Annotated in this window: 21 protein-coding genes and 1 tRNA gene; 18 read left to right on the top strand and 4 right to left on the bottom strand. The window is 62.3% G+C overall.

The features are described 5' to 3' along the window. Window positions 1-25 precede the first annotated feature (25 nt). Complete coding sequence (locus DKK74_RS04405; RefSeq protein WP_110412985.1) at window positions 26-499, bottom strand: hypothetical protein; 474 nt, start codon at window positions 497-499, stop codon at window positions 26-28. Between the two features lie 62 nt (window positions 500-561). Here DKK74_RS04405 and aroC point away from each other — a divergent pair, with 62 nt between their 5' ends. The 12 genes from aroC (at window position 562) to DKK74_RS04345 (ending at window position 15,956) form a co-directional block, all read left to right on the top strand. Beyond that, a complete protein-coding gene (gene aroC / locus DKK74_RS04400; protein ID WP_110412984.1) occupies window positions 562-1,755 on the top strand; it encodes a chorismate synthase in 1,194 nt (397 codons plus the stop codon). 13 nt (window positions 1,756-1,768) lie between these two features. After that, window positions 1,769-3,400 carry a bifunctional shikimate kinase/3-dehydroquinate synthase gene (locus tag DKK74_RS04395; protein ID WP_110412983.1) on the top strand — a complete coding sequence of 544 codons (1,632 nt, stop codon included), beginning with the start codon at window positions 1,769-1,771 and terminating at the stop codon, window positions 3,398-3,400. A gap of 3 nt (window positions 3,401-3,403) precedes the next feature. Continuing rightward, window positions 3,404-3,874 carry a type II 3-dehydroquinate dehydratase gene (gene aroQ / locus DKK74_RS04390; protein ID WP_110412982.1) on the top strand — a complete coding sequence of 157 codons (471 nt, stop codon included), beginning with the start codon at window positions 3,404-3,406 and terminating at the stop codon, window positions 3,872-3,874. Beyond that, complete coding sequence (locus tag DKK74_RS04385; RefSeq protein WP_110412981.1) at window positions 3,871-6,414, top strand: excinuclease ABC subunit UvrA; 2,544 nt, start codon at window positions 3,871-3,873, stop codon at window positions 6,412-6,414. Before aroQ ends, DKK74_RS04385 begins: the two co-directional genes overlap by 4 nt. Window positions 6,415-6,479: 65 nt before the next feature. Beyond that, window positions 6,480-8,144 (top strand): CTP synthase, encoded by a 1,665-nt coding sequence (locus DKK74_RS04380; RefSeq protein WP_046322971.1) that lies wholly within the window; start codon window positions 6,480-6,482, stop codon window positions 8,142-8,144. Window positions 8,145-8,403: 259 nt separating this feature from the next. Beyond that, complete coding sequence (gene sufB, locus DKK74_RS04375) at window positions 8,404-9,858, top strand: Fe-S cluster assembly protein SufB (protein ID WP_181414940.1); 1,455 nt, start codon at window positions 8,404-8,406, stop codon at window positions 9,856-9,858. Further along, window positions 9,858-11,084: a Fe-S cluster assembly protein SufD gene (sufD, locus tag DKK74_RS04370; protein WP_110412979.1), complete on the top strand. Its 1,227-nt coding sequence runs from the start codon at window positions 9,858-9,860 to the stop codon at window positions 11,082-11,084. Before sufB ends, sufD begins: the two co-directional genes overlap by 1 nt. A 1-nt stretch (window position 11,085) precedes the next feature. Continuing rightward, complete coding sequence (sufC, locus tag DKK74_RS04365; RefSeq protein WP_029678566.1) at window positions 11,086-11,865, top strand: Fe-S cluster assembly ATPase SufC; 780 nt, start codon at window positions 11,086-11,088, stop codon at window positions 11,863-11,865. Window positions 11,866-11,896: 31 nt separating this feature from the next. Beyond that, complete coding sequence (locus DKK74_RS04360) at window positions 11,897-13,171, top strand: cysteine desulfurase (RefSeq protein ID WP_110412978.1); 1,275 nt, start codon at window positions 11,897-11,899, stop codon at window positions 13,169-13,171. A 60-nt stretch (window positions 13,172-13,231) separates the two neighbouring features. Then, the gene (gene sufU, locus DKK74_RS04355; protein WP_110412977.1) at window positions 13,232-13,819 is read left to right on the top strand and encodes a Fe-S cluster assembly sulfur transfer protein SufU; all 588 of its coding nucleotides are present in this window, start codon (window positions 13,232-13,234) and stop codon (window positions 13,817-13,819) included. After that, entirely contained in the window at window positions 13,816-14,538 is a 723-nt protein-coding gene (locus DKK74_RS08850) for a metal-sulfur cluster assembly factor (protein WP_110412976.1), read from the top strand. Before sufU ends, DKK74_RS08850 begins: the two co-directional genes overlap by 4 nt. A 101-nt stretch (window positions 14,539-14,639) precedes the next feature. Further along, window positions 14,640-15,956: a uracil-xanthine permease family protein gene (locus DKK74_RS04345; RefSeq protein WP_110412975.1), complete on the top strand. Its 1,317-nt coding sequence runs from the start codon at window positions 14,640-14,642 to the stop codon at window positions 15,954-15,956. 280 nt (window positions 15,957-16,236) lie between these two features. Here the strand turns inward: DKK74_RS04345 and DKK74_RS04340 are convergent, their stop codons facing one another. Both DKK74_RS04340 and DKK74_RS04330 read right to left on the bottom strand, forming a co-directional pair. Then, entirely contained in the window at window positions 16,237-17,103 is an 867-nt protein-coding gene (locus DKK74_RS04340) for a TrmH family RNA methyltransferase (RefSeq protein ID WP_110412974.1), read from the bottom strand. A 252-nt stretch (window positions 17,104-17,355) separates the two neighbouring features. Beyond that, window positions 17,356-17,444 (bottom strand) — tRNA-Leu (locus tag DKK74_RS04330). Between the two features lie 118 nt (window positions 17,445-17,562). Here DKK74_RS04330 and DKK74_RS04325 point away from each other — a divergent pair. The 6 genes from DKK74_RS04325 to era all read left to right on the top strand — a co-directional run bounded on the left by DKK74_RS04325 (window position 17,563) and on the right by era (window position 22,892). Beyond that, window positions 17,563-18,363: a 16S rRNA (uracil(1498)-N(3))-methyltransferase gene (locus tag DKK74_RS04325; RefSeq protein ID WP_110412972.1), complete on the top strand. Its 801-nt coding sequence runs from the start codon at window positions 17,563-17,565 to the stop codon at window positions 18,361-18,363. An 80-nt stretch (window positions 18,364-18,443) separates the two neighbouring features. Next, on the top strand, window positions 18,444-18,791 hold the full coding sequence (locus DKK74_RS04320; RefSeq protein ID WP_110412971.1) for a histidine triad nucleotide-binding protein: 348 nt from the start codon (window positions 18,444-18,446) through the stop codon (window positions 18,789-18,791). Window positions 18,792-18,831: 40 nt separating this feature from the next. Next, window positions 18,832-19,986, top strand: coding sequence for a PhoH family protein (locus tag DKK74_RS04315; RefSeq protein ID WP_110412970.1), 1,155 nt, complete (start codon window positions 18,832-18,834; stop codon window positions 19,984-19,986). After that, entirely contained in the window at window positions 19,983-20,537 is a 555-nt protein-coding gene (ybeY, locus tag DKK74_RS04310) for an rRNA maturation RNase YbeY (protein ID WP_046322961.1), read from the top strand. Before DKK74_RS04315 ends, ybeY begins: the two co-directional genes overlap by 4 nt. Further along, window positions 20,530-21,942, top strand: a complete 1,413-nt coding sequence (locus DKK74_RS04305) for a hemolysin family protein (protein ID WP_110412969.1) — start codon at window positions 20,530-20,532, stop codon at window positions 21,940-21,942. Before ybeY ends, DKK74_RS04305 begins: the two co-directional genes overlap by 8 nt. Next, window positions 21,939-22,892, top strand: a complete 954-nt coding sequence (gene era / locus DKK74_RS04300) for a GTPase Era (protein WP_110412968.1) — start codon at window positions 21,939-21,941, stop codon at window positions 22,890-22,892. The genes DKK74_RS04305 and era overlap by 4 nt, the downstream gene beginning before the upstream one ends. A 6-nt stretch (window positions 22,893-22,898) precedes the next feature. Here the strand turns inward: era and DKK74_RS04295 are convergent, their stop codons facing one another. Next, the gene (locus tag DKK74_RS04295) at window positions 22,899-24,908 is read right to left on the bottom strand and encodes an AMP-dependent synthetase/ligase (RefSeq protein ID WP_110412967.1); all 2,010 of its coding nucleotides are present in this window, start codon (window positions 24,906-24,908) and stop codon (window positions 22,899-22,901) included. Between the last annotated feature and the right edge of the window lie 111 nt (window positions 24,909-25,019).

Here is a 25,019-nt window from a genome sequence, read left to right as displayed (position 1 = left end):
TTTCCCTGGAACTCAGTTGCCGGTCCTAGAGGGCATCAATGATCAGGGTCACCACCGCTGCGACGAGGATGACCGGGACGTAGGCCAGTGAGAGAGGGTTGTTCGTTCTGTCGGGTCTACGGCGACGAGCCAACCAGACCAGAGCGAGTGCAACCAGCCCCAGCAGGCCCATCATCAGCCACCAGATGAGGATGGCTGTCCACCCCAGAACTGATAGAGTCAGGGCGACCAGACCCGTAGCGGTCACGTCGCCCAGTCCCAGCGCGCCGGGTCGGACCAGGGCCAGCAGAAGCTGAAGGCCTGCAGAGGCCAGAGTCAGCAACAGGCACTGCGCGAGTAGCATCGGCCGGGCCTGGATCAGGGAAAAGACCAGCAGCGTTATGGTCTGCAACGCCAGTCCCAAGAGCACCAAAAGACGCGGGACTCGCCGGGAGCGGATGTCGATCAGGGCCAGGAGGAGCGCAGTCAGCAGTCCCGGCGCTGGGATGAGGTAGACCATCTCCTAAGATAATCATACGTAGCCCTAACCTGGCAAACGAGGAACGAACGAGGAGCTTGAATATGTTGCGCTGGCAGACGGCAGGGGAATCCCACGGACAGGCCCTGGTGGCCATGATGGAGGGTCTGCCCGCAGGGGTCGCCGTGTCCACTAAGGACATCGAATCGGCTCTGGCCCGTCGTCGGTTGGGCTATGGTCGCGGGGCCAGGATGGGCTTTGAGCAGGACAAGGTTCGTCTGCTAACCGGTGTCAGGCATGGACGGACGCTCGGTTCACCGGTGGCCATCGAGATCGGCAACACGGAGTGGCCCAAGTGGGAGCGGATCATGAGCGTGGACGAGCTGCCCGCCGATCAGGAGCCCCCGGCGACCGGTCGCAACGCCCCGCTGACCAGGCCCAGGCCCGGCCACGCCGATCTGACCGGCATGCGCAAGTACGGATTTACGGATGCGCGTCCCGTCCTTGAACGCTCTTCAGCCAGGGAGACCGCCTCCCGGGTGGCCCTGGGGTCGGTGGCCGCCGACTTCCTGCGGCAGGCCCTGGGAATACGGACCGTCTCCCATGTCATCTCCATCGCCGGTGTCGGCCTGGAAGGTCATGAAGCCACGCCCGGTCCTGAAGACGGGCCAGCTCTGGATGCCTCGCCGGTCAGGACCCTGGACAAGGACGCCGAAAAGCGGATGATGGCCAGGATCGACCAGATCAAGAAGGACGGCGACACCGCCGGCGGGGTCTTCGAGGTCATCGCCTATGGCGTGCCTGCAGGCCTGGGCACCTATGTGGAGGACGACCGGCGTCTGGATGCGGCCCTGGCCGCCGCCTTCATGGGCATTCAGGCCATCAAGGGCGTGGAGATCGGCGACGGATTCAGGGAGGCTGATCGCCCTGGTTCACAGGCCCATGACGAGATGGAGCCCGGTCCGGACGGCACGATCCGCAGGCTCAGCAACCACGCAGGCGGGCTGGAGGGCGGCACCTCCAACGGCCAGCCCATCAGGGTGAGGGCCGCCATGAAGCCCATCTCCTCGGTGCCGCGGGCCCTGCGCACGGTGGATGTGGCCACCGGCCAGCCTGCCCAGGCCATCCATCAGCGTTCCGATGTGACCGCCGTGCCTGCCGCCGCAGTGATCGGCGAAGCCATGATGAACCTGACCCTGGCCCGATTCGCTTTGGAGAAGTTCGGCGGCGACTCGCTCGAGGAGGTTCGGCGCAACGCCCAGGCCTACCTCCAGTCCTGGCCCGAGCATCTGCGGTGAGGGGCGGTCTTGCATGATTGAAAGCAGCAGTATGCCCAAGGCCGTCGTCATCGGCATGCCCGGCGCGGGCAAGACCCGTCTGGGCAGGGAGACGGCCGCCCTGATCAAGGCGCCCTTCCGGGATACGGACCAGTGCATCGAGGAAGAAGCAGGTCGGTCGGTCAGTGAGATCTTCGACACTCAGGGTGAGCAGGCTTTCCGTGACATGGAGACCCGGGCGGTCCTGGACCTCCTGAAGGATTTCCCCGGCGGCATCCTGTCCCTGGGTGGAGGCGCACCCATGAGTACCGGTGTCTTCCAGGCGCTCCAGGACTATCGGCGGGCAGGCGGTGCTGTGGTCTACCTGCAGATCGACCCTGAGGAGGGCGTAAGCCGGGCGGCTCGCTCGGATCACCGCCCCCTTCTTCGCGGCGGCGCATCGGAGCGCTGGATGGCCCTCTATCGCGAGCGGCGCAGCGTCTACCAGGAGCTGGCCACCATCACCCTCAAATCCAGGAACACCACCCCCCGTGCCCTGGCCCGAAGGCTGGCCGATGCCTTGACTGAGCGGGTGGTTCACGTCAGCGGTCCCGATCCCTACGATGTGAGGATCGGCGCCGGGGTGACCGGGCGACTGCATGAGCTGCTCGGCGACCAGACCATGAGGGTGGCCCTGATTCACACCCAGCCGGTCCAGCGCCATTCCGACCATGCCCGGGCCCTGCTTCGCCAGGCAGGGTATCAGGTGGTGGATCTGACCATTCCCGACGCGGAGGCCGGCAAGACCATCCAGGTCAGCCAGGGCATCTGGGAACGTCTGGCCACCGAGGGCTTCACCCGTTCCGACGCGGTTGTGGGACTGGGCGGGGGAGCGGCCACAGACCAGGCCGGGTTCATCGCCGCCACCTGGATGCGCGGCATTCGCTATGTGAACTGCCCCACCTCCCTGCTGGCCATGGTCGATGCCTCCACCGGCGGCAAAACCGGCATCAACCTCGAGCAGGGCAAGAATCTGGTCGGCAGCTTCTATACCCCTGCCGGCGTCCTGGCTGACCTGCGGACCCTGCGGACCCTGCCCAATGAGATCTTTGTAGAGGGTCTGGGCGAGGTGGCCAAGTCCGGATTCATCATGGACGGCGGCATCCTGCGTGAGCTGGAGGAGCGGGCCGAGTCCCTGCGCGCCTTCGACGGACGGGAGTCCGACCAGTGGCTCGGCACGGTTGTCCAGGAACTGATCGAACGTACCGTAGAGGTCAAGGCCCGGCACGTCTCAGTGGACCTCAAGGAATCCGGCTTGCGGGAGTTCCTGAACTATGGTCACACCCTGGGCCACGCCATTGAGAAGATCGAACACTTCACCTGGCGGCATGGCCAGGCCGTGTCTGTAGGCATGGTCTTCGCAGCCGAGCTGGCCAGGATCACCGGCCACCTGGATCAGGAGGAGGTCGACTACCACCGGCAGCTTCTTTCCTCCTTAGGCTTGCGAACCTGGTGGAATGGGGGAGACTTCGACCAGGTGCTGGCCCTCATGCATCGGGACAAAAAGGCCCGCGGCAACAAGTTGCGGTTTATCATTCTTGATGGTTTGGGCAAACCCACCCACCTGGACGACCCGCCGGTTTCGGCGCTCAAGGAGGCCTTCCAGGCCATACGCAAGGAGGAATGACAGATGGCGGATGCCGACAAGGGCAGGCAGACGGTTCTGGTGGTCAACGGACCCAACCTGGGTCGGCTGGGAGTGCGCGACCCTGATGTCTACGGTCGTCAGGATCTTGAGACTCTGACCCGGGACTGCAAAAACTGGGGTCAGCAGCTGGGCCTGGATGTTCAGGTGCTACAATCGGACGACGAGGGCCAGGTCATTCGCTGGATGCATCAGGCGGTGGACCAGGGCAGTGCAGTGGTGCTCAACCCGGCCGCCTTCACCCACTACAGTTATGGGCTGTCCGATGCCGCCGTTCAGGTTACCCAGGCAGGGCTGCCGCTCATGGAGGTCCACATTTCCAATCCTGCATCCAGGGAGGCCTTCCGCCGACGTAGCGTCATCTCACCGGTGGCCACCGGCACCATCACAGGCATGGGCTTCTATGGCTACCGGCTAGCTTTGGAAGCAGTGGCCCACCTGTTGGAGAGCGCATGAGTGAGAGCGGAGAGACCGGCAAGAAACTCTCCGCACCGCCCAAGGCCATCCTTGTCCGCGGCGCCAGGGTCCACAACCTGCGCAATCTGGATGTCGACATTCCTTTGAATCACTTGGTGGGCATTGCCGGGGTCTCGGGCTCCGGCAAGTCCTCCCTGGCTCTGGGGGTCCTCTATGCCGAGGGGTCCCGGCGTTATTTGGAATCCCTGTCCACCTATACCAGGAGGCGGATGACCCAGGCCCAGCGTCCCCAGGTGGACTCTGTGCGTTTCCTGCCGCCGGCTTTAGCTCTACGTCAACGGCCGGGCGTGGGCGGCATGCGCTCCACCTTCGGCACCGCCACCGAGCTGCTCAACGTGCTCAGGCTGATGTTCTCCCGTCTGGCCAGCCACGTCTGCCCCAATGGTCATCGTCAGGAGCCCACCCTGGCAGTGGCGGCTGAGATGCCCATCGACTGCCCGGTCTGTGGCGCTAAGGTGGATCCCCCCAGCGCCGAGGAGCTGGCCTTCAACTCTCTTGGGGCCTGCCCCACCTGCCAGGGGACCGGGACCGTGCGCGAGGTGGACGATGCCACCCTGGTTCCCGATGACAGCCTGACCATCGACCAGGGGGCCGTGGTGCCCTGGCGGACCTTCGGCTTCAACGTCCAGCCCGACATCGTGCGTGAGTTCGGAGTCCGCACCGACGTGCCCTGGCGGGATCTGACCGATCGGGAGCGGAAGATCGTCTTCGAGGGGCCGGCTGAGAAGAAGCACATCACCATTACTTCAATCAAGGGTGTCCACGAGCTGGACTTCACCTTCCGCAACGCACGGCTGACTGTGACCGAGGAGCTCAAGAGGGCCAACGACGACAAGCGACTGGCCAAGGTGGCCAAGTTCCTGACCGAACGGACCTGCCCGGACTGCAAGGGCACCCGGCTCAACCAGCGGGCGCGTATGCCCGAGATCAACGGTGACAATCTGGCCACGGTCACCTCCTGGCCCCTGGATAAGGTGCTGGACTGGAGTCGGAAGCTGCCGCCCACGTTGCTCGGACCAATGCGGCCCATGGCTTCGGCCCTCTGCAAGACCCTGGATGAGATGGGCAGACGGTTGATTCAGTTGGGACTGAGCTATCTGACCCTGGACCGCTCCAGCGCCTCCCTGTCCACAGGTGAGCGGCAACGGGCCCAACTGGCCAGGGCCGTGCGCAATGAGACCACAGGCGTGCTCTATGTGCTGGATGAGCCCTCGACCGGCCTGCATCCCGCCAATCTGGAGGGGCTGATAGGGGTCATGCGCGATCTGCTGGCCGACGGCAATTCGGTGGTTTTCGTAGACCACGACGTCAAGGTTCTGGAATCAGCCGATTATCTGATCGAAATGGGTCCCGGAGCTGGGGAGTGCGGCGGCAGGATTCTGTCCCAGGGGGCCCCTGAACAGATCGCCGCTAATTCGGACTCACGCATCGCCGGCTTTTTGGATGGACGCGAATCCGTTTTGGTACGGGACCGGTATCCCATGCCTGCAGAGGATGAGTGGATCCGCATGCAGTCAGGGCCCATTCACACGGTCCATCCTCTGGACCTGGCCATTCCGCGTGGGTGTATGACGGCTGTGACCGGCGTTTCCGGCTCAGGCAAGACCACCATGATCCTGGAGTCCCTGGTCCCGGCCCTGCAGGCCCGGATCCAGGGCGACCCCATGCCCAAGCATGTGCACAGTCTGGACCCGGCCGGCATCGACAGGGTTCGCCTGGTGGACTCCTCGCCCATTGGCATCAACGTGCGCTCCACGGTGGCCACCTACTCGGGGCTCATGGACCGGCTGCGCCGCCTCTTCGCGGCCACTGACCAGGCGAAAAAGGAGAAGCTGGGCATTTCGGCTTTCTCCTACAACACAGGATCGCTGCGCTGTCCCCAGTGCGACGGCACCGGCCAGATCAGCCTGGATGTGCAGTTCCTGCCGGACATCCCCATCACCTGCCCCAGTTGCCATGGTCGTCGATACTGCCCGGAGGCCGAGCACTACCGTCTGTCCACGCCGGCACACCCGGAGCCGATGAGCCTGCCCGATCTGCTGGCCATGGAGGTGGGCCGGGTCCTGGAGGTCTTCGCGCAGGGCCGCGAGTACACGGCCATCCGCCGAGGCCTGCAGACACTGAAGGACCTGGGCCTGGACTACCTGACCCTGGGGGAGGACACCCCCTCCCTGTCTGGCGGGGAGGCCCAGCGTCTGAAGCTGTCCAACGAGCTGGGCCGCAGGCAGAATGGCTCCATGTTCGTCCTGGACGAGCCCACCACAGGCCTGCATCCCTTGGATGTGCGCGTCCTGATCGGGGTGCTGGAGCGCCTGGTCAGCAAGGGGGCCACGGTGGTCTTCATCGAGCACGATCTGGACATGATCGCCAACGCCGACCATGTGGTCGACATGGGCCCGGGCGGTGGCGATCGTGGCGGAAGAATCGTGGCCCAGGGCGACCCTGAATCAGTGGCCCGCAACCCGGATTCGGTGACCGGCCGCTACCTGGCCGACCACCTGCATCTGAAGCGTGCCTGAATTCGTCCCTCCTCCTCGAGTGTTGGCAGCTTTCTGGTCGTTCCTGCCTGATAGGCTGAAGTTCCATGGTCAGAGAACATGGAAATTCGCAAGGGCATATCACCAAACACATTTTCGTTACCGGCGGCGTGGTCTCTTCACTGGGCAAGGGATTGACCGCATCATCTCTGGGCCGACTGCTGAGAAGCCGCGGAATCCGCGTTCTTCAACAGAAGCTGGATCCCTACATCAACGTCGATCCGGGGACCATGAACCCCTTCCAACACGGCGAAGTTTACGTGACCGAGGACGGGGCCGAAACCGATCTGGACATCGGCCACTATGAGCGTTTCACCGACGTCTTCCTCTCCCAGAAGGCCAACGTGACCACCGGTCAGATTTACCAGTCCGTTCTGCGCAAGGAGCGGGCGGGGGAGTACCTGGGCCAGTGCGTCCAGGTCATCCCCCACGTGACCAACGAGATCAAGAGCCGCATGCGGGCCCAGGCCAGCGATGATGTGGACGTGATCATCACCGAGATCGGCGGGACTGTGGGCGACATCGAGTCCCAGCCCTTCATGGAGGCCGCCCGCGAGGTGCGTCGGGACATCGGCCCGGACAACTGCATGTTCGTCCATGTCTCCCTGGTGCCCTACGTGGCCGCCGCCCACGAGCTCAAGACCAAGCCCACCCAGCACTCGGTCATGGCCCTGCGCCAGCTGGGCATCGCCCCAGATGCCCTGGTGCTGCGCTCGGACCGGCCGCTCAACCAGGGCATCAAGGACAAGATCTCCCTGATGTGCGATGTGGATGCCGAGGGCGTGGTCAACTGCGTGGATGCGCCCAGCATCTACGACGTGCCCAAGATCCTCTACAAGGAGGGTCTGGATACCTACGTGGTGCGCAAGCTGGGGCTGCCCTTCCACGACGTCGACTGGAACGAGTGGGAGGACCTGCTGGACCGAGTCCACAATCCCCGTACCAAGGTGGCCATCGCCATCGTGGGCAAGTACATCGACCTGCCTGACGCCTACCTGTCGGTTATCGAGGCGCTGAAGGCCGGCGGCTTCGCCAACCGTTCCCAGGTCCAGGTCAAGCTGGTGGCAGCCGACACCTGCGAGACCATGGATGGTGCCCGCAAGGCCCTGGAGGGCGTGGATGGAATCGTGGTCCCCGGCGGCTTCGGCATCCGCGGCATCGAGGGCAAGATTGGCGCCCTTCGCTACGCCCGCGAGACTGGCCTGCCTGCCCTGGGACTCTGCCTGGGTCTGCAGTCCATGGTCATCGAGTTCGCCCGCCACGTCCTGGGGCTGGAGGACGCCAACTCCTCGGAGTTCGAGCCTGACTGCGAAAACCCGGTCATCGCCACCATGGAGGAACAGAAGGACATCGTGGCCGGCCATGGCGATATGGGCCACACCATGCGGCTGGGCGCCTACCCGGCAGTGCTCAAGCCCGACTCCCTGGTAGCCCGGCTCTATGGCTCCACCGAGATTTCCGAGCGTCATCGCCACCGCTATGAGGTCAACGTGGCCTACAAGGAGCGGCTGGACAAGGCCGGCCTGCACATCTCGGGCACCAGCCCGGACGGGCAGCTGACCGAGTTCGTAGAGCTCTCCCAGGACCAGCATCCCTTCTATGTGGGCACCCAGGCCCACCCGGAGTTCAAGTCCCGGCCCACCAAGCCGCACCCCCTCTTCGCCGGCCTGGTCAAGGCCAGCCTGGAGCACGGAGGCCAGGAGGCCGCCTGAGGTCAATCCGTTTTCAAAACGTTGACTATGATCGCCCGTTTCCCTCTTATGGGAAGCGGGCGATTGTCCGTATCGGTACTGCTGTCAAGAGGAAGGGCCGGATTCCTTAGAGAGCGTAAGCCCAGGTCTGGCGGTTCACTACGGTCCCGGTTATCCTGTAATGGTGTGAACGGCCGCATATGGCGGCCGTGCGTGTGTTAGGAGGTCTCAGCTCGTGGACAGCACCTCGCAGCGGACAGACACATCGCGGGATGTGGAAATGAGCCAATACGTGGCTGACCGCTCCCGCGTCAACGAAGAAAAAATCAAAAAAGACGACCAGATCATCTCCGAGTTCGGCGACTATACCTATGGCTGGCATGACTCCGACGATGCCGGGCGCAACGCCCACAAGGGCATTGACGAGGATGTGGTCCGGGCCATCTCGGCCGACAAGGGCGAGCCTGACTGGATGCTGCAGATGCGCCTCAAGGGGTATCGGGCCTTCATGGAGAAGCCCATGCCCAAGTGGGGCGTGGATTTGAGCGGGTTCGATGCCGACGACTTCAAGTACTACGTCAAGCCTCTGAAAGAGCAGGCCAAGGACTGGAAGGACCTGCCCGACGACATCCGCACCACCTATGACCGGCTGGGCATCCCCGAGGCCGAGAAGAAGCGGCTGGTCTCCGGCGTTGCCGCCCAGTACGAGTCAGAGGTCATTTACAACTCAATCCGTGAAGATCTGCGCAAGCAGGGGGTCATCTTCTTGGATACTGACACGGCCCTAAAAGAGTACCCGGAGCTCTTCCGCAAGTACTTCGCCACGGTCATCCCTCCGGATGACAATAAGTTCGCCGCACTGAACACGGCGGCATGGTCGGGTGGCTCCTTCGTCTACGTGCCCAAGGGGGTCCATGTGGACATCCCCCTACAGGCCTACTTCCGCATCAACACACCCAACATGGGCCAGTTCGAGCGCACGCTGATCATCGCCGACGAGGGCTCCTACGTTCATTATGTGGAGGGCTGCACGGCACCCATCTACTCCACTGATTCCCTGCATGCGGCCAACGTGGAGATTGTGGTAGAGCCTCACGCCCGTGTGCGTTACACCACGGTCCAGAACTGGTCCAACAATGTCTACAACCTGGTCACCCAGCGTGCCTACGTGCGCGAGGGCGGCACCATGGAATGGGTGGACGGCAACATCGGGTCCAAGGCGACCATGAAGTACCCTGCCTGCATCCTGGCCGAGCCCTATGCCAAGGCCGAGACCCTCTCCCTGGGCTTCGCCGGCAAGGGACAGTACCAGGACACGGGCGCCAAGATGATCCACCTGGCACCCCACACCTCCTCCACCATCGTCTCCAAGTCAATCTCCCGCAACGGTGGAAGGGCCGCATACCGGGGCCTGGTCAAGATCATCAAGGGGGCTGAGAAGTCCTCCTCCTCGGTGGTCTGCGACGCCCTGCTGGTGGACGACTACTCCCGCTCGGACACCTACCCGCACGTGGACGTTCGCGAGGACGACGTCTCCATGGCCCACGAGGCCACCGTCTCCAAGGTCTCCGAGGACCAGCTCTTCTACCTGATGAGCCGCGGCCTGGAGGAGAAGGAGGCAATGGGCATGATTGTGCGTGGGTTCGTAGAGCCCATCTCCCGGCAGCTGCCCATGGAGTACGCGTTGGAGCTCAACCGCTTGGTCGAATTGCAGATGGAGGGTTCGGTAGGCTGATGTCACAAAACAGCGAAATAACCATTCCGCATGCGGATCCTAAGGATCCCTATGCTTTCCCGGCTACGATGCCATCCAGCGCCGACAAGGAGCCACGTTCCTTCAACCCTGATGACTTCCCCATGCCCACCCGCAAGCAGGATGACTGGCGGTTCACCCCTATCGACCGGATGGAAGAGTTCTTCACCGTCTTCAAACCCAGCGGGCTGACCAAGGTCTCGGTCTCCATGATCGACGGGTCTGAACCGCCCTCAGATCAGGTCAGCTACAGCCAGATTCCCATGGATCAGGCCCCCTGCGGCACCGTCCTCAAGCCCAGCGACCGCGCAGCCGCTGTGGAATGGGCAAGCGGCAAACAGGCGACTGTGGTCAACCTCAAAGGCACCCTGGATCAGCCTGTGCTGGTCCGTGTCAACGGAGGCGGCCCTGAACTGGACGCCTTCCACCTGGTCATCAAGGCAGAGGCTGGCACCAAGGCCGATTTGGTTGTCGAGCACCAGGGCCAGGCACGTTTGGCCGAGGGCGTTGAAATCGACATCGGTGACAATTCGCAGATGTCGACCACCTTCATCCAGGAGTGGGACAAGAGCAGCAAGCATGTAGGCAACCACCGCATTCACCTGGGCGCCGAGGCCTCCCTACGCCACTCTGTGGTCAGTCTGGGCGGCGATGTCGTGCGGCTGCGCATGGACCAGGACTTCGGCGGCGAGCAGGGCGACTTGAACATGCTGGGCATCTACTTCGTCGATCCCGGCCAGCACATGGAACACCGGACCATGGTGGTGCACAACCATCCCAACTGCAAGTCCCGTGTGGTTTATAAGGGAGCCCTGGACGGAATCGGCGCGCACACCACCTGGGTGGGCAACGCGCTCATTCAGCCGACTGCGCCTGGAACCGACTCATACGAGCTCAACCGGAACCTGGTTCTGACCCCTGGGGCCATCGCCGATTCCGAGCCGAACCTTGAAATCGAGAACGGCGACATCATCGGGGCGGGCCATGCGAGCTCGGTTGGACGCTTCGATGACGAGGAGCTCTTCTACTTGCAGTCCCGAGGCATCCCCGAGCAGGAGGCCCGCAAGCTGGTGGTCCGGGGCTTCTTCGGCGAACTGGTGGAGGAGATCGACGTCCCCAGCGTCTCCGGGCACCTGATGGGGGTCATCGACCGCAGGCTGGCGGCCGGCGAGGATCAAGAGATGCAGCACGTTTTGGAGGAGAACTGACATGTCCACATTGGAAATCAAGGATCTGCACGTCTCGGTGGAGACCAAGGAGGGTCGCAAGCAGATCCTCAAGGGGGCCACGCTGACCGTCCACTCCGGCGAGACCCACGCCATCATGGGTCCCAACGGGTCGGGGAAGTCCACCCTGGCCTACACCCTGGCCGGGCATCCCAAGTACGAGGTGGATTCAGGCCAGGCCCTGCTGGATGGGCAGGATCTGCTCAAGATGACCCCAGACGAGCGAGCCAAGGCCGGGCTCTTCCTGGCCATGCAGTACCCGGTCGAGGTGCCCGGTGTATCCATGACCAACTTCCTGCGTACCGCCAAGACCGAGGTCGACGGCAAGGCCCCGGCCATCCGTCAGTGGACCAAGGATCTGAATGAAGCCATGAAGCGGCTACGCATGGATCCCAAGTTTGCCCAGCGCTCGGTCAACGAGGGCTTCTCAGGCGGCGAGAAGAAGCGTGCCGAGGTCCTGCAGCTGGAGCTGCTCAAGCCTAAGTTCGCCATCCTGGACGAAACCGACTCCGGTCTGGACGTGGATGCCCTGCGCATCGTCTCCGAAGGGGTCAACAGGGCCAAGGAGAATACCGGCATGGGTGTGCTCATGGTTACCCACTACACCAGGATTCTCAAGTACATCAAGCCTGACATCGTCCACGTTTTCGCCGATGGCCGCTTTGTGAAGACCGGTGGCCCTGAGCTGGCCGACACCCTGGAGGAGACCGGGTACGACCAGTACCTGCCCGAGGGCGCCGACTCTGAATCAGCCCTGGCCTGAGGATAAGAGAAGATAAGAGAAAAGGTCCGCAATGGTCATTGATGACAGCATTCGGCAGCAGTTTCCGATTCTGGACCAGCAGGTGCATGGCCACCCTCTGGTCTATCTGGATTCGGCCGCAACGGCTCAGAAGCCCCTGGCGGTCATCGATGCCGTTCGGGACTTCTACTTGAAGGACAACGCCGGGGTGCACCGGGGGGCTCATGAGTTGGCAGCCCGCAGCACCATGGCCTTCGAACATGCCCGCTCCCGCGTGGCCGCCCTGGTCGGCGCGGAGAGCCAGGAGGGCGGCGAGGAGATCGTGGTCACTGCCGGGGCCACTGCCGCCCTGAACCTGCTGGCCACTGCCTTCGGCAATGCCAGCCTGGGTCGCGGAGGCAAAGCGGCCCGTCGATTCGCTCTGAAGCCCGGGGATGAGGTCGTGGTCAGCAAGGCTGAGCATCACTCGGTCCTCCTGCCCTTCCAGGAGCTTTGCTACCGGACCGGGGCGGTCCTCAGGTACTTTGATCTGGATCCGGAGGGCCGCGTTCTGGCCGATACTGCCGATCAGGTCATTACGGAGCGGACCAAGGTGGTCGCCGTCACCCACGTCAGCAATGTGACCGGTGCCATCACAGACATCAAACCCCTCGTCCGCCGTGCCCACCAGGTGGGCGCCCTAGTGGTGTTGGACGTTTGCCAGTCGGTGCCTCATCTGCCTGTGGACCTGCACGCCATGGACGTGGACTTCGCCGCCTGGAGTGCCCACAAGATGTATGGTCCCACCGGCGTAGGCTTCCTCTATGGCCGCCGTGAGTTGCTGGAGGCCCTGCCTCCTGCTTCGTTCGGCGGATCCATGGTGGAGCTGGCCTATCTGGACCGCCCAGCCAGCTACATGGATCCTCCAGCCCGGTTCGAGGCCGGCACCCAGCCGGTGGCTCAGATGATCGGTGCTGGGGTAGCCGCCGATTGGCTGATGGATCTGGGCATGGAGAACATGGCCGAACACGAGAAGGCCATCACCGCCGGTCTGTTGAGGCTGGGGGAGTTGGACGGAGTACGCATCCTAGGACCGACCACCCCAGAGGACCGGATCGGCACGGTCGCCTTTGATGTGCAAGGTGTTCATCCCCATGACGTGGGCCAGTATGTGGATTCGCGCGGCATTGCCATCCGCGTAGGGCACCACTGCGCCCAACCGGTGCATCGTCACTTTGGCTTGATGGCATCCAACCGGGCCTCGACCGGCGTTTACAATACCGTGGCCGACACGGATGCCCTGCTGGATGCCGTCTCTGGAGTCCGCAAGTTCTTCCGAGTGGCCTGAGGGCATTCACCGGCAGCGCATAGACGGATTTAGCAAGGACATACTGGTAGGTTTAAGAACATGGCGGATTTCGGGATGGATGACGAGGAACTGGAGCAGATGTACCAGGAGGTGATCCTGGACGCCGCCCGGAAACCTCACGGACGTGTAGGAGATCAGGCTGATGCGGGGGAGGACCCGGATGGCGACGGCGTGACCATCAGGGTGGAGCACGAGGCCTGCTTGGCTGCCGAGTCCCATCAGTTCAATCCCACCTGCGGGGATCAGGCAACCATCCATGTGGAGGTGGCGCAAGGCGAGCAGGGAGGCCCCGACCTCATCCAGAGAATCGTCTGGCAGGGTTCAGGCTGTTCAATCAGCCAGGCCAGTCTGTCCATCATGGTGGATTTGGTCCAGGGGCAGACCGTTGATCATGCCATGGACCTGGCTGCTGACTTCCGCAAGCTCATGGAATCGCGTGGAGCTGGACTCGAGGACGAGCAGGCCCAGGACGCTCTTGGCGATGCCATGGTCTTCCAGGGCGTGTCAAAGTACCCCATGCGAATCAAGTGCGCCCTATTGGGCTGGGAAGGCATGAAGGCCTCAGTAGCCCAAGCCCTGTCAGCTGGAAAAGAAGGCGACAAAGGTGAGAAGGAGGAGCAGGTATGAGCGATAATACGAATCTGGTGCCCGAACCCGAGGACTCTATCCTGGCCTCAGTGGGCAGAGCCATCAGCGATCCCGGCACGGCACAGGCGCTGGCCAGTAATCCTTTGGGTGCTGAAACAGTTCTGAAGTCGGCCGAGGGTGGTTCCATGCGTCAGGTCGATGGCCAGGCGGACAAGAAGCCCGATATGACCAAGTCCGACGATCAGCATGCTCAAGAAGCTACATCAGAAGTTTCCCCTGAAGATGCGTCTGCGGACCAGGGTTCGAATAACCAAACCTCGGCCAGTGCGTCGGTTGCCGGTAGCGAGAAAACTGCAGACCAGAATGCCGCTGATGCTGAGGCCGCCGCTGAGGAGGCCATCCCCCTCAAGGCCGTCGACGACATCGGTCGGGCCACAGCCGAGGATGTCAGAGAGGCCCTGCACCAGGTCATCGATCCCGAGCTGGGTATTGACGTGGTTGATCTGGGACTGGTCTATGGCATCGAAATCGACGAACTGGGAAGGGCCATCATCACCATGACCCTGACCACGCCAGCCTGCCCACTGACTGACCTGATCGAGGATCAGTGCGCCAGCGTTCTGGCGGGCCTGGTCGAGGAGTTCCGCATCGACTGGACCTGGTCGCCGCGCTGGACCCTGGACATGATCACCCCTGAGGGTCGTGAGCAGTTGGCCGCCATCGGTTTCAACTTCGAGAACATGCCCACCTATCAGTAAGACCATCTGCCTGATAGGTCGCTTCGGGTCCTCCCATGCGAATATACTGATGATTCCGGTCCGCCGTGACCGGCACGGCGCACGAGAGAAAGCACAGTGAGATGGCATTGTCCATGGGCTGGAAACTGCACGGCGACGGGAAAACATTGGCTCCGGGTGAGGTTGTGGAACCCGATGAGCGACTCACATGGCCACGGACAGCGGGTATTGGTGCCCAGCATGTCATCGCCATGTTCGGATCCACCTTCCTGGTTCCTATCCTGACCGGATTCGACCCCTCAACCACCCTCTTCTTCACGGCCATGTCCACGGCCCTCTTCCTGCTGATCAACCGCAACCGTCTGCCCTCCTACCTGGGCAGTTCCTTCGGCTTCATCGCCCCGGTCCTGGCAGTGACCACCGCCCATAAGGGTCTGGCTGTGGCCTCCTTCGGAATCATGGTCACCGGAGCCCTGCTCTTCCTGATCGGCCTGATCGTCCACTTTGCGGGCTCGCGATGGATCGATATGATCATGCCCCCGGTGGTCAACGGTGCCATTGTGGCCATCATCGGCTTCAACCTGGCCCCTTCGGCTTGGAAGAACTTCAAATCCGCCCCGCTGACCGCCCTGATCACCCTGGTGGCTGTCATGCTGATAGCCGTCCTCTTCAAGGGCCTGATCGGCCGTCTCAACATCCTTTTGGGCGTCATTGTCGGCTACATCTTCGCAGTCACCCAGGGCCAGGTGGACTTCGCTGCTGTGGAAAAGGCTGCCTGGTTCGGTCTACCTCACTTCCACACTCCTCAGGCCGACCCGTCTGTCTTGGCCATGTTCATCCCGGTAGTGTTGGTCTTGGTGGCCGAGAACATCGGTCACGTCAAGTCTGTGGCCCTGATGACCGGCCGTGATTATGACGATCAGATCGGAACCGCCCTGATGGCCGACGGACTGGGCACCACGTTGGCCGGGCTGGGCGGAGGCTCGGGCACCACTACTTACGCAGAGAACATCGGCGTCATGGCCGCCACCAAGGTCTACTCCACGGCCGCCTACTGGTGCGCCGCCATCTTTGCCTTCCTGCTCTCCCTGTGCCCCAAGTTCGGGGCCATCATCAACACCATTCCCACCGGCGTTCTGGGCGGGGTTACCACCATGCTCTATGGCATGATCGGCATGCTGGGCATCCGTATCTGGGTGGAGAACAAGGTGGACTTCGGTAAGTCCGTCAACATGACCGTGGGCGCCGTCGTCATGATCGTGGGCATCGCGGACTTCACCTTCGCGGTGGCCGGGGTCAGCTTCAACGGCATCGCCATCGGCTCGGTCGCCACTCTGGTCATGTACCACGGTCTCAAGGCCGTCGGCCGCTGGCGGGGGACCATCGATCCGGACGACTACATTCATGAGGATTCGCAGGTCGCCTCCCAGCAGAGCTGATCGCGTCAACGGCATCCGACACTCGGTGGTTGCCTGATTCTCGAACGTTGCCTGCTGAAAAGTATCGCCGAATGTCAATGGTTGTCCGGTATTCAGTACTCGACTCGGTCATGGAGTGAAGCGGCTGAGACACCACGAATCCGCTAGGTAGCATGGGTCCAATTCACTAGCCCGGTCAGTTGCTAGGTGGGTTCAGTCGGTTGGCAGGAATCAGTTGGCCGGCTCGGTCAGTTTGTTAACGAGCTCAACTGGCTGTCTGGGCGTAGTTGCCAGACTTGGCTCAGCTATCGTGTTCGGGTCTGGTTGCATAGAAAGCCACGGCGCTTGATGCAGCCACGTTCAGACTGTCCACGTCGTGGCTCATGGGGATGCGCACGGTCAGGTCCGCCCGGGCGATGGTCCTCTGGCTCAGCCCGTCGCCTTCTGTGCCGAAGATCAGGGCCAGGCGATCGATCTGGTCCTGCCCTGGCCCTAGGCGTTCAGCCAATTCATCCAGGCTGATGGCATCCCGGTTCAGGGCCATGGCCGCCGTGGTGAAGCCCAGATCATGCAGTTGGTGCATGCCCTGATCGGGCCAGGCGTGGATGTCATCGCCGCCGATCCTAGTCCAGGGAACTTGAAAGACCGTGCCCATGGAGACCCGTGCGGCCCTGCGGTAAAGGGGGTCAGAGCAGGAGGGGGTGACCAGGACCGCGTCCACCTGCAGGGCTGCCGCAGAACGCATCAGGGCGCCGATGTTGGTGTGATCAACTATGTTTTCCATGACGGCCACTCGCCTTGCCGGTCGACAGATTTGCTCAACGGTGGGCAAAGGCCAGCGTCGCATGGCCGCCAGCGCGCCTCGATGAAGCCGGTACCCGGTTATGGTCTTGAGCTGTGCAGGGCTGGCCACGTAGACGGGAACGTTGTGTCCGAAGGCTGCGTCCACCTGGTCGAACATTGAACGCATCCCCTCCAGCCAGGGTTCTTCCACCAGGAAGGAGATGGGCTCAACCCCGGCATCCAGAGCACGGGCGATGACTTTGGGGGACTCCGCGATGAACAGGCCCTTAGCTGGTTCCAGACGATTGCGCAGTTGCGGCTCGGTCAGCCTGGTATAAGCCTCGATTCTGTCATCCTCGATGGAGTCGATTCTCACCCTGAGCACGCCTGCCGTTCCTCCTTCTGGTCCTGGGACCGCTGACTGAGCCTTGTTCTGTCAACAGCATAGGTGGCACAACCGAAAATCAAGCATGGGTCATTTTGATGAAGAATGCGAATAATGAGTCCAAAAGAGCCGTATTGGTCAGCCGGACTAGTGAAAATAACGATTGTCAGCATACATATTTTTTTTTTTTCAATAAAAGCAAAAAGCATGACAGATGTGAACCTTGATAGTTCCCATCGAGGGGAGATTGAGTGTCCGGAACGGGAGTTGAACCCGTACGCCTGTATATATATAGGCACTAGCACCTCAAGCTAGCGCGTCTACCATTCCGCCACCCGGACAGGTGCGTAATCGCAACGGAGATAATCATAGCATCTTGGGCGGCATCGCGCACTGGGCGATTGGAGGAGCGTGTCGTCATCGAGAGTGCTTTTCGGTGGCGAGCTGTAGCCTAACACCATGACTGCACCCCTCTTCCTGCTGGATCCCGACCATGATGATTCCCCATTGGCCAGCGATGAGCTCCATACAGGCTGGCGCCTGACCCTGCCCGAGCGCATCCGTCGCCATGCCCTGGGCTCCATGAGGCTGAAGAATGGGGACCAGCTGGATCTATCGGACGGAAGTGGACTGCGCATCAGCGCTCTGGTCAGGGATGCTTCGACCGGCTTGGTGGAGGTTACCGCTGTGGGGCGACAGGCACCTCCCGAGAAGGAACTGATTCTTGTTCAGGCCTTGGCCAAGGGCGGCAGGGACGAGCAGGCCATTGACATGGCCACCCAGATCGGAGTCGATCAGGTCATGCCCTGGCAGGCTGACCGGTCCATAGCCAAATGGCGCACCGGCCGCAACGAACGGCACTGGCTGACCGCCTTGAATGCGGCCACCGAGCAGAGCCGGAGGGCCTATCGTCCTCGATTGTTGAGCAAGGTGGACAGCCATAGTCTGGCCTCCTGGTGCCGGAAGGCGACCGGTCAGGGAAGCCTGGTTCTGGTCTTGCACCAGGATGCCGACCTTGGATGGGATGCAGTTCGTAAACGTGTCGACAAGTTGCCAGCTGGCTCCTCGGTCGCCGTAGTTGTGGGTCCTGAGGGTGGGATTGCCGATCAGGAGGTCCAGGCCTTGATGAGGGAAGGGGCCCTGCCGGTCCGGTTGGGCGGGAACATCCTCCGAGCCGCTCTGGCCGGACCTGTGGCCCTGACCCTGCTGGCGGACATGCTGGGTCGCTGGCAGTCGGAAGCCCCTGAGCCCAGCGCATGAAGTCGCGCGCAATATACATCCTCGCCCATAAGATGGGAAACAACGAAAACAGCATTGTCAGCAAACAGTGAGGAGTGGTCATGAGCGATGACGACCGGCAGGAGGGTTGCATTTTCTGCAGAATTGTGGCAGGGGAGGTACCCAGCGAAAAGGTCTATGAGGATGAGACCGTCTACGCTTTCAAGGATGCCAACCCCAAGGCCGCCGTGCATGTCCTGATCGTCCCGCGTCACCACTACGCGTCCGTGGCGGAATTGGCCAAGGCCGATCCCAACACCCTGGCCCACATCGTCCAGGTGGCGCAGCAGATCGCCGACCAGGATTTCCACGGAGCCTACCGGCTGATTTTCAACACGGGGGAGGATGCCGGCCAATCGGTCTTTCATGTCCACGCCCACGTCCTGACCGGACAGGTGCTGCCCGAGTGAAGCCCATGTTCACCATCGTCATCGTGCAGGAAGGGAATCCGTGGCGGTAACTACGCGAACCCTGGAGATTCCGGAGGGAATCGACCCGGTTCAGGTGTTGGGGCCGGAAGACGCAGTCATTGACAGGATCGAGCGTGCCTTCCCGGCAGTGTCTATCCTGGTTCGTGGCAACCGGATTATGCTGCGGGCTCAGGACCGGCAGGGCGACGTTGAGGCGGCACAGATCAGGGATCTACTGACCGAACTCATGCAGAACGCCGATCAGGTTCCCGTGGATGCCGATCAGGTGGGGCGAATACTGGACCACCGCCGTTTGGGGAACGCCGACGCAGCCGATTACTCCCATCCGGAAGAGCAGAAAATTACAGACCGCAATACTCAGGATCGCAATACGATAAACCATACTTCTGTAGACCGCGATTATGGGCAGACAGCTATGGCAGAGTCGGAGCGGAACAACGCTCTGGAAGGCATTGACCAACCACGTCAGGCAGCCCCAGCTGCAGTTCGCCGCCGCCCTCTGACCCAGGCTTCCAAGGGTCCGATCAGGCCTAAGACCGCCGGCCAGTCCGCCTACGTGGCCGCCATCGAAACGCATACCATCACCTTTGGCATCGGACCGGCCGGCACCGGCAAGACCTATCTGGCGGTGGCCAAGGCCGTTCAGGAATTCCGGGCCGGGCGTATCGGGCGCATCATTCTGACCAGGCCTGCCGTGGAGGCGGGGGAGAGCCTGGGCTTTCTCCCCGGCACCCTCAATGAGAAGGTCGACCCCTACTTGCGGCCCCTCTACGATGCACTGGCTGACATGCTGGGCACTTCAAGGCTCCACCGCCTTCTGGCCGACGAGACCATCGAGGTGGCTCCGCTGGCCTACATGCGTGGGCGCACCCTGAACGATGCCTTTGTCATTCTGGATGAGGCGCAGAACACCACGCGCAGGCAGATGAAGATGTTCCTGACCCGCCTGGGCTTCAACACCAAGATGGTCATTACCGGCGACGTCACCCAGGTGGATTTGGGCGGGCCTGCATCTGGTCTTGCGACTATCGAACAGGTGCTGCACGGCATCAACGATATCGCCTTCGTGCACCTGCAGGCGGCCGATGTGGTGCGCAATCGGCTGGTCGGGCAGATTGTCCGGGCCTACGACCGCGCCGATCAAGCCCGCAGCCGGAGACGGGAGCAGGCATGAGCGTTGAAGTGACCAACGAGACCCAATGGCTGATCGATGCCAAAACCTTCTCCGATCTGGGAGTGTGGGTGCTGGACCAGATGCGGGTGAGCACCCAGTCCGACATGACTATCATCTTCAACGATCCCGAGCCCATGGCGGTGCTGCACGAGCGCTGGATGAACCTGGTCGGCCCTACTGATGTCATGAGCTTCCCTATGGACGAGCTGCGTCCCGGCGACGAGAACCATCGGCAGGAGGGCATCCTGGGCGACATCGTCATCTGCCCCTGGGTGGCGGCACAGCAGGCTCTGGCTGCCGGTCATTCCACCATGGAGGAGATGCTGCTGCTGGCGATTCACGGCACCCTGCATCTGCTTGGATACGACCACGCCAGCAGGGAGCAGGAGGCGCAGATGTTCGGACTGCAGCGCCAGCTGCTGCTGACCTTCCTGGCCTTGCGCCAGGGGCCCATTGCGAATGCCGCGCTGCCGGCCGGAGCCACCAATGCTTTGGAGATCTATGAGCGGTACGGCCGTGGTGCCTCTCAGAGAGGCAAATCTCATGAATGAGCGGACCATAGCCGCCATGGTGGTCATGGCTTTGGCCATTATCGCCTTGGTCATACTCTCCCTGGCGCTGGCCGAGGCCCAGGGGGCGCTCAACAGAGTGACCCGATCCAGTCTCAACAATTTGATTTTGGGCCTGCAGACCGACCAGGAACTCAGCCAGTTCTCCAGGATGAAGCGAATCGACCGCATTCATCGGGCCCAGAACCTAATCTCCCAGCGGCAGGTGACTGGAAGCGCCTGTGCCTTTTTCCGCATTATCTGTGACATCATGGTCGGCGTCCTGGTGGCCTGCATGGCTGCTCTTGGTGGCATGCCTCTCTGGGAGCAGCTGCTGTGCGGAGTGGTCATGGCCATCCTGGTGGCTGCCATCTCCGTCACCCTGGGCCCTCGTGGTCGTTCCCGTCAGCCCATGGAAGCGTTGCTCAAACACGTGCGCCTGGTCGGGATGGCTGTTCTGTTGACCCCCTTCAAGCGTCGACGGCAGGCTGAAGCCAGTGCCCGCAAAAACCTTCGCGGCGAACTTTCCGACGACGAGGAACTGGAGAAGATCCAGATCGAACAGGGTCGGGCCATGGTCGACCAGCTGGTGGAGGCCGGTGCCTTTGATCCCGAGATCTCCGAGATGTTGAAGAATGTGCTGACACTATCGACTACGCTGACACGCGAAATCATGGTTCCTCGCACCGACATGATCTGCATCTCCAAGGATGCCAGTTTGGATTCGGCTCTGAAGCTCTTCTCCCGGTCGGGATTCTCCCGTATTCCCGCCATTGGTGAAGACGTGGATGACCTGGTCGGTATCGTCTATTTGAAGGACGTGGTCCGTGCCCTGGCCTTCAACCGCAAGGGTGACAGATCAGTTGCCTCCATCATCCGTCGTCCCGTTCTGGTGCCAGAGTCCAAGCCCGTGGACGACCTCTTCCACTACATGCAACGCTCACGCCACCACCTGGCTGTGGTTGTGGACGAGTACGGGGGCATAGCCGGTTTGGTCACCATTGAGGATGCCATCGAGCAGATCGTGGGCGAGCTGGAGGATGAGCACGACCGGGTCCAGCACGACGAGCCCAAGCAGATCGGCTCGCACACCTGGCAACTGCCGGTCCGCACGCCCATCGCCGACCTGGAGGAGCTCTACGAGATCACCATCGGCGAGGATGACGTGGATACGGTCTATGGCCTGTTGACCAAGCTGCTGGGCTCCGTGCCGGTCTCAGGTTCATCGGCGGTGACCCGGGGAATCAGGCTGACTGCGGGCGAAGCGGTCGGCCGCCGCAAGAAGATCGCCACCATCGAGGTCGAGCCGGCCAACGGATCCAGCCTCGCCCTGGAGGACGGTGCGGAGCAGGAAGACGAACAGGCCGACAGTGACCAACCCGAGCAGGACAGTCAGGAGAACTCATGACCAAGGAAGAACAGAGCGAGGCCAAGGCACCGGTCCATCGATCGGGATTCGTGGCGGTAGTGGGCCGGCCCAATGTGGGCAAGTCCACGCTCATGAACGCCCTAGTGGGCAGGCCCATCGCCATCGCCTCCTCCCGGCCGGAGACCACCCGCAAGGCCATCCGGGGAATCATGACCCGGCCAGAGGCCCAGGTGGTCCTAGTTGATACCCCGGGCATTCACCGTCCGCGCACCCTGTTGGGCCAGCGGCTCAACGACGTGGTGGAGGCCTCCCTGTCGGATGTGGATGCCATTGCCTTTTTGTTGCCGGCCGACCAGGCCATAGGCCCTGGCGACCGTCGCATTTTGAGCCGGCTGCGGTCCGACTTCGCCCGCAAGGACAAGGACGGCAAGTGGATCTGGCGAAAGCCCTTGATTGCTGTAGTGACCAAGATTGACCAGCTGAGCAAGGGCCAACTGGTGGACAAGCTCCTGGAGATCGGCGCCTTCGCCGACTTCTCCCAGATCGTTCCGGTCAGCGCCCTGGAGGCTGACAACGTGGACGAGGTGGCCCAGGTGTTGATGGATGCCATGCCCGAGGGTCCTCAGCTCTACCCGGATGACCAGCTGACCGAGGAGCGTCCCGAGGACATGATCGCCGAGCTGGTCCGCGGAGCCTACCTGGAGGAACTCGACGACGAGCTGCCGCACTCCCTGGCTGTCCGTGTGGAGTCCATCGAGCCGGATCCGGAGGGCGGGCGCGACACTGTCCATATAGGTATCTACGTAGAGCGCGATTCGCAGAAGCCCATCGTCATCGGGCGGGGAGCCGAGCACCTGGTCCGGGTGAAGAAGAAGCTACGCACCGCCGTCAACCGGACCATGGGACGCAAGGTCCGGTTGGATCTGCACGTCAAGGTGGCCCGCAACTGGCAGACCGACCCCAAGCAACTGGAGCGCCTGGGGTTCTGATCGCGCTCAGCGGCGGGGTGCCGGGGTGCGCTTGGCTGTATACATCCGGGTGTTGAGCAGGTCGGCGTAGCGCTCGATGACCTTGGGCCGGATCACCTTCATGGATGGTGTCATCAGCCCGTTGTCCTGGGTGAACTCCTCGGGCAGGATGATGAACTTGCGCACAGATTCGGCCCGGGAGACGCCCTCGTTGGCCCGGTCCACATACTCCTGGACCTCGGCCCGGACCACGGCGTTCTGCGACGCCTCCTGCAACGACATGTTCCGATCCAGTCCCTTGGAGGCCAGCCAGGGCCGTAAAGCGGTCTCATTCAGGGTTACCAGTGCTGAAATGAAGGGGCGCTTGTCTCCCAGAACCAGGGCCTGGGAGACGATCTCGGAACGCTCAATGACCTCCTCGATGGGCCTGGGTGAGACGTTCTTGCCTCCTGCCGTGATGATTAGGTCCTTCTTGCGCCCTGTCAGGAAGAGGAAGCCGTCACGGGAGAGCCGTCCCAGATCGCCGGTGGCGTACCAGCCGTCCTCGGTGAATGAATCGCGGGTGGCCTCCTCGTTCTTGTGATAGCGGTGGAAAACGCAGACGCCCTTGATCTGTACCTCGCTGTCCGATGCGATGCGGATGGTGAATCCTGGGAAGGGGATGCCCACCGAGCCTCTGTGGTAGGGAGTGCCCAGGGGGTTGAAGGCGCAGGGTGCAGTGGTCTCGGTCAGGCCGTATCCCTCATAGACCGGAACATTGGATCCGCGGAAGAACCCCAGCAGCTCCGGGTCCAGGGGAGCGCCACCGGAGACGATCCACTTGGCCCGTCCGCCCAGGACCTGGCGCAGGGAGGAATAAACCAGCGGGTCGTAGAAGGCTCGCCGCAGGGCACTGCGCCTGGTCGGCCAGCCCTGGCGGGAGATGTCCTCCATGTAGGTGCGTGCCGCCCGTGCCGCTCCGTTGAAGATCCTCCCCTTGATGCCATGCCCGGCCTTTTGGGAGGCGGCGTTGTAGACCTTCTCAAAGACCCTGGGTACGCCGATAATCACCGTGGGTTTGGACTCCTGCAGGTCGGACAGCAGGGTGGCCAGTCCGGAGGAGATATAGACGTGCATGGTCCCGTAGACGACACCGTAGCTGATGGCCCGGGCGAAGGTATGGGCCTGGGGCAGGAAGAGCAGGATGGAGCCATCCGGATCGTGGGTCAGATTGGGGATGAAGGCGTTCAGGTTCCTGGCCAGCTGGCAATAATGCTCATGGGTCATCTCCACGCCCTTGGGCGCCGCAGTGGAACCGGAGGTGTAGACGATGGAGCAGAGGTCGGTCTTACGGATGGAGTTGATCCGCTCGTCGAGTTCGGCGTCGCTGACCGACTCCCCATAGGCCTGCAGCTCCTGCAGGGCACCGGACTCCAGGCAGGCAATCCGCTCCAGGGTGGGGCACTCCTTGTCGGCCCCCTCGGCCTTGGCCCGCATCTCGGCGGTCTGCACCACCAGCAGCCTGGCATCGGAGTTGTTGACGATGAATCGGATCTGTTCGGCCGAATCGGTGTCGTAGATGGTGGCGATGACCCCGCCGATGGACAGGACGGCGGCATCAACGATGTCCCACTCGTAGCTGGTCCTGCACATGAAGGCCACGGCATCGCCCTTCTTCAGCCCGTAGTGCAAAAAGCCCTTGGCAGTGGTCCTGATGTCGTGCAGGATCTCTCGGCCGGTCCGGTAGGTCCAGCTGCCGTTCTCTACAAAGTGCAGAACCGGCTGGTCGGGGGTGCGGCGGGCACGATCAGCGTAGATGTCGTAGACAGTCATGTCGTCAGGAACCGGACCCATGCCGGCGGTAGTGGCCGAAAGCAGTCCCGAGGCAGGATCCATGCGCGTGGTGGTGGCGTAGTCAGCTGACCAGAAATGCGTATTGGGCAGGGCGAGGGCTTGCTGGGCGGCACCTGACGGATCCGCGGCCTCCTCGCCAGTCGGTCCCTCCCCATGACCCACCTGGTGTGTCACAAAAGATTTGACCGATGCTAGTAACGACACGTTGTCTCCTTCAATAATCGCGGGATATGTCCAGAATAGCCGCCCACTTGGAGAAGGGCGGGCCCGGTGCTAAAGTAGGCACGTTGCTTTGGCGAGGGAGACCGCACGGTC

The organism is Bifidobacterium asteroides, from assembly GCF_003202755.1.
Lineage (GTDB): Bacteria > Actinomycetota > Actinomycetes > Actinomycetales > Bifidobacteriaceae > Bombiscardovia > Bombiscardovia asteroides_F.
Note: the sequence above shows the minus strand (reverse complement) of the source record. Positions and strands in the feature narration are given on the sequence as shown.

Excerpts from the sequence above, each read along its gene's own strand:
- DKK74_RS04405 (WP_110412985.1), bottom strand. The coding sequence starts at position 499 with ATGGTCTACCTCATCCCAGCGCCGGGACTGCTGACTGCGCTCCTCCTG.
- aroC (WP_110412984.1), top strand. The coding sequence starts at position 562 with ATGTTGCGCTGGCAGACGGCAGGGGAATCCCACGGACAGGCCCTGGTG.
- DKK74_RS04395 (WP_110412983.1), top strand. The coding sequence starts at position 1,769 with ATGATTGAAAGCAGCAGTATGCCCAAGGCCGTCGTCATCGGCATGCCC.
- aroQ (WP_110412982.1), top strand. The coding sequence starts at position 3,404 with ATGGCGGATGCCGACAAGGGCAGGCAGACGGTTCTGGTGGTCAACGGA.
- DKK74_RS04385 (WP_110412981.1), top strand. The coding sequence starts at position 3,871 with ATGAGTGAGAGCGGAGAGACCGGCAAGAAACTCTCCGCACCGCCCAAG.
- DKK74_RS04380 (WP_046322971.1), top strand. The coding sequence starts at position 6,480 with ATGGTCAGAGAACATGGAAATTCGCAAGGGCATATCACCAAACACATT.
- sufB (WP_181414940.1), top strand. The coding sequence starts at position 8,404 with ATGAGCCAATACGTGGCTGACCGCTCCCGCGTCAACGAAGAAAAAATC.
- sufD (WP_110412979.1), top strand. The coding sequence starts at position 9,858 with ATGTCACAAAACAGCGAAATAACCATTCCGCATGCGGATCCTAAGGAT.
- sufC (WP_029678566.1), top strand. The coding sequence starts at position 11,086 with ATGTCCACATTGGAAATCAAGGATCTGCACGTCTCGGTGGAGACCAAG.
- DKK74_RS04360 (WP_110412978.1), top strand. The coding sequence starts at position 11,897 with ATGGTCATTGATGACAGCATTCGGCAGCAGTTTCCGATTCTGGACCAG.
- sufU (WP_110412977.1), top strand. The coding sequence starts at position 13,232 with ATGGCGGATTTCGGGATGGATGACGAGGAACTGGAGCAGATGTACCAG.
- DKK74_RS08850 (WP_110412976.1), top strand. The coding sequence starts at position 13,816 with ATGAGCGATAATACGAATCTGGTGCCCGAACCCGAGGACTCTATCCTG.
- DKK74_RS04345 (WP_110412975.1), top strand. The coding sequence starts at position 14,640 with ATGGCATTGTCCATGGGCTGGAAACTGCACGGCGACGGGAAAACATTG.
- DKK74_RS04325 (WP_110412972.1), top strand. The coding sequence starts at position 17,563 with ATGACTGCACCCCTCTTCCTGCTGGATCCCGACCATGATGATTCCCCA.
- DKK74_RS04320 (WP_110412971.1), top strand. The coding sequence starts at position 18,444 with ATGAGCGATGACGACCGGCAGGAGGGTTGCATTTTCTGCAGAATTGTG.
- ybeY (WP_046322961.1), top strand. The coding sequence starts at position 19,983 with ATGAGCGTTGAAGTGACCAACGAGACCCAATGGCTGATCGATGCCAAA.
- DKK74_RS04305 (WP_110412969.1), top strand. The coding sequence starts at position 20,530 with ATGAATGAGCGGACCATAGCCGCCATGGTGGTCATGGCTTTGGCCATT.
- era (WP_110412968.1), top strand. The coding sequence starts at position 21,939 with ATGACCAAGGAAGAACAGAGCGAGGCCAAGGCACCGGTCCATCGATCG.